Source organism: Lysobacter sp. cf310 (genome assembly GCF_900114355.1).
Taxonomy (GTDB): Bacteria; Pseudomonadota; Gammaproteobacteria; order Xanthomonadales; family Xanthomonadaceae; genus Lysobacter.
The window spans coordinates 637,899-644,893 of the sequence record NZ_FOSS01000001.1; the positions used below are offsets into that span (position 1 = coordinate 637,899).

A 6,995-nucleotide genomic window follows, 5' to 3' on the forward strand; every position below is an offset into this window, starting at 1 on the left:
TCGCCCGGTCACAGACAGGGCGTGGGCGTGTACGACTACATCATCATCGGTGCCGGCTCGGCCGGCTGCGTGCTCGCCAATCGTCTCAGCGAAGACCCCGACACCAAGGTGTTGCTGCTTGAGGCCGGGCCGCGCGATCGCCACCCCTTCATCCACATGCCCGCGGGCCTGGCCAAACTGGTCGGCAAGAAGGGCGTGAACTGGGATTACGACACCGCCCCCGAGCGCGAGCTCAACGACCGCACCCTGTGGTGGCCGCGCGGCAAGGTCCTGGGCGGATCGAGCTCGATCAACGCCATGTGCTACATCCGCGGCGTGTCCGGCGACTACGACGACTGGTCGGCCCAGGGCGCCAGCGGCTGGGACTGGAAGGCCGTGCTGCCCTACTTCCGTCGCTCCGAGCGCAACAGCCGCGGCGACGACGCCCTGCACGGCGCCAACGGCCCGCTGTACGTGTCCGATCTGCGCTACACCAATCCGCTGTCGCAGGTGTTCATCGAGGCCGGCCGCGAAGCCGGCTACGCGGTCAACCGCGACTTCAACGGCCCCGCGCAACAGGGCTTCGGCTTCTATCAGGTCACCCAGAAGAACGGCGCGCGCTGCTCCAGCGCGGTCGCCTACCTGGACCCGGCGCGCGAACGCCACAACCTCAGCATCGTCACCGGCGCCCAGGTCAACCGCATCACCTTCGACAAGGGCCGCGCCAATGGCGTGATCTACACCGCCGGCGGCCAGGCCTTCCACCAGGAGGTCTCGCGCGAGGTCCTGCTCAGCGGCGGCGCGATCAATTCGCCGCAGCTGCTGATGCTGTCCGGCGTCGGCCCGGCCGCGCAGCTGCGCAAGCTCGGCATCGACGTGGTCGCCGACGTCGGCCAGGTCGGCGAGAACCTGCAGGACCACCTCGACATCTGCACCCTGCAGCACTCGACCCAGCGCGTCACCTACGACCGCGTGAGCGATGTGCGCATCGCCTTCGACTACTACCTGCGCGGCCACAGCGGCCCCGGCAGCAGCAACATCGCCGAGGCCGGCGCCTTCGTGCGTTCGGCGCTGGCGCCGGACGAGCGCGCCGACATCCAGCTGCACTTCGTGCCGGCCATGCTCGACGACCACGGCCGCCGCCGCCTGGCCGGCGACGGCTACACCCTGCACGCCTGCTTCCTGCGCCCGCGCAGCCGCGGCCGCATCTCGCTGGTGAGCGCGCGCGCGTCCGACAAGGCCCGCATCGAGGCGCGCTACCTGACCGATCCGGAAGGTTTCGACCTGAAGATGATGCTGGAGTGCGCCAAGCTTTCGCGCGAACTGTTCGCGCAGAAGGCCTTCGACGCCTACCGCGGCGCGCCGATCTTCCCGCCGCGCAGCGACTACAGCGACGCCGAACTGATCGAGTTCATCCGCGAGAAGGCCGAAACCGTCTACCACCCGGTCGGCACCTGCCGCATGGGCAGCGACGACGCCTCGGTGGTCGACCCGCAGCTGCGCGTGCGCGGCGTCGAAGGCCTGCGCGTGGTCGATGCCTCGGTGATGCCCACCCTGATCGGCGGCAACACCAACGCGCCGACCATGATGATCGCCGAGCGCGCCGCGGATTTGATCCGCGGGCGTACGCAGTAACAGCGCGATGGCGGGCTCGAGCCCGCCATCGCGCCAAACCGAAAACCGTAGAGCGGCCACCGCGGGCCCGAGCCCGCGACAAGCCCTTACATCTCGACGATCGGCCCGTTCGGATCCGGCTCGGGCGGACAGCCGTTGCTCGCCGTGCAGATGCCTACCAGACGCCAGGCACCGCCGCGGCACTGGTAGTAGTAGCCCGGATCGACCGGATGATCGTAGGGCACCAGGAACATATGCCCCTCCGTTTCCGCCGTGCACGCATAGGTCGGCTCCGCCGCGACCGGAGCGGCCAACAGCATCGCACCGACGAACAGCGCCAACCCCACGCGTTTTGCAGTCCATCCCTTCATTGCGGTTTCCTCCATTGAAAGCTGCTGAACATCGTCCCCACCGGGCAACGAAAGCGCTCGCTCCTACTGACAGGCAGCCCCAGCGAACCGCTCAGGGAGGCAGCGGCGGCCTCCGCACGCTAGTCGGAGCCACACGCTAGCAGATTCCGCTGGCCGGTCAGAAGCACAGTGCAACGACCGCGCTGCCCCCACGCCCCAACGCCGGCGCCCGCTGCCACTGCGGTTGCGGTTGCGGTTGCGGTTGCGGTTGCGATTGCGATTGCGATTGCGATTGCGATTGCGATTGCGATTGCGATTGCGATTGCGGTTGCGGTTGCGGTTGCCGTTGCCGTTGCCGTTGCCGTTGCCGTTGCATTGGAATCCAAAAGCTCCGCACTCACACGACCAACCGTAGACCCGAAGGGCGGCGCGCAGGACGCGCGCCGTTTTTCGAATGGACAAGGATGTCCATTCGAAAAATCCCCGCGCCAGCCCCGAACCCGCAGGGGAGGTTTGGTCACGCTAGCCCTTCTCTTTGGTTACTTTCTCTTGGGCTAGCAAGAGAAAGTGACCCGCATGCGAAGCAGGCGGAAGCCCTTGACCTTCGGTCAGAAAAGACGACAGCAAAGCAAAAGCAAATCCTCCCCAACCCTCCTTTTACAAAGGAGGGAGCTAGGAGCGAGAGAAAGTGACCGGCATGCGCAGCAGAAGGGAAGCTATTGACCTTCGCGAGGCCTCGACGAAAGCAAAACCGAAACGAAGGCCCTCAGGCCTTGGCCAACATCGGCGGCAACGGACAATGCAACACCGCACAGATCGTGCGCAGCAACTCCGCCTCCGCCACCGCCACCCGGTTGTCGTGACTGATCGCCGCCGTCACCGCCTCCACCAGCAATTGCTTGGCCAACGGATCCAGCGCATCCAACGCCTCCCACACCCGATCCAAAGCCAACACCCCGTCCGCGGGAGGCGCATAGGGACGATGCTCCTGCGGCAGAATGCGCTGCAGACCGGCCAGATACGCCCGCTGCGCCGACACCGCATCCGCGTGCCCGCTCTGCGCGACCACCGCCAACAGCGTCGCCAGCTCCGCCGCCACCGCCTGCGGCTTGCGCCGCCCGAAGCGCGCGTGCCGCGACGGATCCAGCGACTCGGTCACCTGCACCGTGAGCAAACGCGCCAGACAGTACTCGAACAAGGACACCCGACCGTCGGCATTCACCGCCGCCTGCACCGCGTCCATGAACGCGTTCAACTGCGGCCGCGGACGCAGACGCAGCACAGGGAAGGCCAGCGAGGCCAGCGGCAGGCGCAGCATCGGATGCAGATCGGCCAGCGCCTGCGCACGCAGCGCGCGTGCCGCATCGGCCAGCTCCGGCCCCAGGCGCGCCGCGATCTCGTAGTGCTGACGCGAGGCGATCTGCGCGTCCTCGTCCAGCAGCAGGGCCAGCAGCAGCGGCACCACCGCGTCGCGCTGGCTCGCCAGCGCGCGCAACGCGTCGGGCAGGGTCGCGACGATGCTGTCGGCGCGGCGGTAGTCGTCGGCGCCGGGATGCGCGACCTGAGCCGCGACCATCGGCGGCGTCAGCGCATGCCTGCTGTCGATCTCCGGCAGCGGCGGCGGCTGGAGCGGACGGGCCAGGCCCATCGAACGGTCCTCGTCCAGACCGTGCGGCGGCTCGATCGCCCAACGCCGGGTCAGGCCTTCCAGTTGATCGGCGCGGAACGAAGGCTCGAGCGCGCGGATCCGCTCCAGCAGCGGCGGATGGGTCGCGAACAAACCGCTGAAGCCCACGCCGTCGCCGAACAACAGGTGGCTGACCTCCTCGGCATCGGCGCGGTCGTTGAGCTTGGCACCCTCGTGCAGGCCGCCGATCTTCTTCAGCGCGCCAGCCAGGCCCGAAGTCTGGCGGGTGAACTGCACCGCCGAGGCGTCGGCCAGGCGCTCGCGACTGCGGCTCACGCTGGCCTTGATCATGCGCCCGAAGAACAGGCCGATGTAGCCGACCAGCATCGCCACCAGCGCCGCCACCAGGATCGCGCCCACGCCCTTGCTGCTGCGCCCGCCGCGCCCGCCCTCGAGGATCTTGCGGCCGATGATGGCCAGCATCAGGATCCCGAACAGCACGCCGATCAGGCGGATGTTGAGGCGCATGTCGCCGTTGAGGATGTGGCTGAACTCGTGCGCGATCACGCCCTGCAGCTCGTCGCGATTGAGCCGGTCCAGCGCGCCTCGGGTCACCGCGACCACCGCGTCGGAGGGCGAGTAGCCGGCCGCGAAGGCATTGATCGCGGCCTCGTGTTCGAGCACGTACAGCTTGGGCACCGGCACGCCGGAGGCGATCGCGATTTCCTCGACCACGTTGCGCAGGCGGCGCAGATTCAGATCCTGGGTGTTCTCGGGCACCGGCACGCCGCCCATCTGCAGGGCGACCGATTCGCCGCCGCCGCGCAGGCTGGAGATGCGGTACAGCGAGCCCAGCGCGATCACGCCGAGGGTGCCCAGCGTGGCCAGGGTCAGCAGGCCGGGATGCGCGCCGGCGAATATCAGCACCGCCAGATCCACCGCCAGCACGATGCCGAGCACGGCCAGGCCGAACAGCAACACCAGCCGGGTCGACGTACGCCGGGCTTGCGCCTGGTGTTCGAAGAAGTTCATTGCGGACGAGAATAGGAAATCGGGAATGGGGAATCGAAAAGAGCGACGGCGACATCGCCGCGGGACCACCGCCCTATTGGCTCTGGCGATTCCCTATTCACTTTCCCGATTCCCGGCTTGTCAGAACTGCACCTTCGGCGCTGCGCGCATTTCGGCGCGGTCGGCCGGGATCTCCAGCAGCGCGGCGGCGGCGAAATTGAACATGCCGGCGATCACGCTGGACGGGAAGATCTCGCGCCGATTGTTGTAGGCCATGACCGAGTCGTTGTAGGCCTGGCGCGCGAAGGCGACCTTGTTCTCGGTGCTGGTCAGCTCCTCGGTGAGCTGCATCATGTTCTGGTTGGCCTTGAGGTCCGGATAGGCCTCCGAGACCGCGAGCAAACGGCCCAGCGCCCCATTCAGCTGGCCCTGGCTCGCCGCCAGCTGCTCCATCGCCGCCGGATCGCCGGGGTTGGCCTTGGCCGCGGCCAGGCCGGAAACGGCCGCGCCGCGGGCCGCGATCACCGCTTCCAGGGTCTCGCGTTCATGACTCAGATAGCCTTTCACCGTCTCGACCAGATTCGGGATCAGGTCGAAGCGCCGCTGCAACTGCACATCGATCTGGGCGAAGGCGTTTTTATAGGCGTTCCGGGACGTCACCAGGGCGTTGTAAATGCCTACGACCCAAACTGCGACGATCACCACTAAAGCCAACAAAATCAGAATGCTGAACATGGTTGTTCCCCAATCCCCTTAGATCGGCGCTATGATCGGTCGCAACCCCAGCATACGCAGGCGCTGCGACCGATGAAAGACGAGCCGAACCCGCGGTCGCGACGTACCTTCTGGCGCGTGGCTAGCCTCGCCGGACTGCTCACGCTCACCCTGGGTTCGGCCGCGCAGACCTCGCTGCGCTGGAATCCGCCGTCGAATACTTCCAACGCCAACGCGCAGCCCGCGCGGGCGCTGCCGCAACCGGTATCGACCCAGGTCATGCGCCGCAACAACGTCATGCCGCTGGCTTCCGGCTTCGACGTGCAGCAGTTCGAAGGCATGGCCCAGCAGTTGGTCGCCAATCAACGCGTGCCCGGCCTGGCCATGGCGATCGTGCACAACGGCCGCATCCTCAGCGCGCGCGGCTACGGCATCACCGACGTGCGCGCGGCCGAGCCGGTCGACGCCCATACCGTGTTCCGCCTGGCCTCGCTGTCCAAGGGCGTGGCCGCGACCATGGCCGGCGTGCTGGTCAACGACGGCACCCTGCGCTGGGACAGCAAGCTGGTCGACTACATGCCCGGCTTCCAGATGGTCGATCCCTACGCGGCGCAGCAGATCACCGTCGCCGACCTGCTCAGCCATCGCGTCGGCCTGACCCACAACACCTACGACCGCGACCTCGAGAACTACACCGACTACCGCACGCTGACGCAGAAGCTGGCGTACGCGCCGATGTCCTGCCAGCCCGGCACCTGCTACGGCTACCAGAACATCGCCTTCAGCCTGATCGGCGACGTAGTGTTCGCGGCCACCGGCGATTTCTACAGCCAGGAAGTGCAGCGTCGCCTGTTCAAGCCGCTGGGCATGAACGACGCCAGCCTCGGCCTGGAAGGCATCACCGCCAGCGCGCGCTGGGCGCGTCCGCACGTGCGCGCACGCGGCGGCTGGACCTCGGTGACGCCCAAGCCCACCTACTACCAGCTGCCGCCGGCCGCCGGCGTCAACGCCAGCGCCAGCGACATGGCGCAGTGGCTGCTCGCACAGACCGGGCATCGCCCCGACGTGCTGCCGGCGCCGTTGCTGGCGACCTTGCACCAGCCGCTGGTCGACACGCCCGGCGAAACCCGCGGCTCGGCCTGGCGCCGTTCGCGCGTGAGCTCGGCCGGCTACGCCCTGGGCTGGCGCGTGTACGACTACGCCGGCCACCAGTTGGTGTTCCATGGCGGCGCGGTGCAGGGCTATCGCGGCCTGGTCGCGCTGCTGCCCGAACGCGACCTCGGCATCGCCGTGCTCTGGAACAGCGAGAGCGCCCTGCCCTCCGGACTGCTGCCGACCATTCTCGACCGCGCGATCGGCCTGCCGCCGGAGCGCTGGCTCGACGTCGACTTCGACGACCCGACCCTGTACGTCGACGCCGGCAACAGCGGCCGCCCGCCGGCCAATCCGCCGGGCAGCGAAGCCTCCACGGCCACCGCCGCGCCGCGCTAAGCGGCGCGCCGCGTTCTTCCCTATCCACAGTCGCTGCGCGCAAGCGCGGCGGCGGTTGCGCGCATGCGTCCGCGACGGCGTGCGGCAAGGGCCATGCGTCGAGCCTCACGACCCTGCGCCGTTCGTAGGAGGCGGTGGCAACCGCGCCGGCGCGGGGCACCGGCGTAGCGCGACGGTGCGGTTCGCCTTCGGCTCACCACACCCTACGG

General features: G+C 68.1%; 5 protein-coding genes. 2 read left to right on the forward strand and 3 right to left on the reverse strand.

Annotation, left to right across the window (positions count from 1 at the left end):
* Positions 1-27: 27 nt before the first annotated feature.
* On the forward strand, positions 28-1,614 hold the full coding sequence (locus BMZ45_RS02805; RefSeq protein WP_091633996.1) for a GMC family oxidoreductase: 1,587 nt from the start codon (positions 28-30) through the stop codon (positions 1,612-1,614).
* Between the two features lie 86 nt (positions 1,615-1,700).
* Here the strand turns inward: BMZ45_RS02805 and BMZ45_RS02810 are convergent, their stop codons facing one another.
* The 3 genes from BMZ45_RS02810 to BMZ45_RS02825 form a co-directional block, all read right to left on the reverse strand.
* Positions 1,701-1,979, reverse strand: a complete 279-nt coding sequence (locus tag BMZ45_RS02810) for a hypothetical protein (protein ID WP_139215367.1) — start codon at positions 1,977-1,979, stop codon at positions 1,701-1,703.
* A gap of 730 nt (positions 1,980-2,709) precedes the next feature.
* Positions 2,710-4,602 (reverse strand): M48 family metallopeptidase, encoded by a 1,893-nt coding sequence (locus BMZ45_RS02820; RefSeq protein WP_091632165.1) that lies wholly within the window; start codon positions 4,600-4,602, stop codon positions 2,710-2,712.
* Positions 4,603-4,722: 120 nt separating this feature from the next.
* Positions 4,723-5,316, reverse strand: coding sequence for a LemA family protein (locus BMZ45_RS02825; RefSeq protein ID WP_091632167.1), 594 nt, complete (start codon positions 5,314-5,316; stop codon positions 4,723-4,725).
* A gap of 72 nt (positions 5,317-5,388) precedes the next feature.
* Between BMZ45_RS02825 and BMZ45_RS02830 the strand changes: the two genes are divergently transcribed.
* On the forward strand, positions 5,389-6,786 hold the full coding sequence (locus tag BMZ45_RS02830; protein ID WP_091632169.1) for a serine hydrolase domain-containing protein: 1,398 nt from the start codon (positions 5,389-5,391) through the stop codon (positions 6,784-6,786).
* The last annotated feature ends 209 nt before the right edge of the window (positions 6,787-6,995 follow it).

What these genes read in the sequence shown, in the direction of transcription:
- BMZ45_RS02830 (WP_091632169.1), top strand. Translation starts at nt 5,389, where the DNA reads ATGAAAGACGAGCCGAACCCGCGGTCGCGACGTACCTTCTGGCGCGTG.
- BMZ45_RS02810 (WP_139215367.1), bottom strand. Translation starts at nt 1,979, where the DNA reads ATGGAGGAAACCGCAATGAAGGGATGGACTGCAAAACGCGTGGGGTTG.
- BMZ45_RS02825 (WP_091632167.1), bottom strand. Translation starts at nt 5,316, where the DNA reads ATGTTCAGCATTCTGATTTTGTTGGCTTTAGTGGTGATCGTCGCAGTT.
- BMZ45_RS02820 (WP_091632165.1), bottom strand. Translation starts at nt 4,602, where the DNA reads ATGAACTTCTTCGAACACCAGGCGCAAGCCCGGCGTACGTCGACCCGG.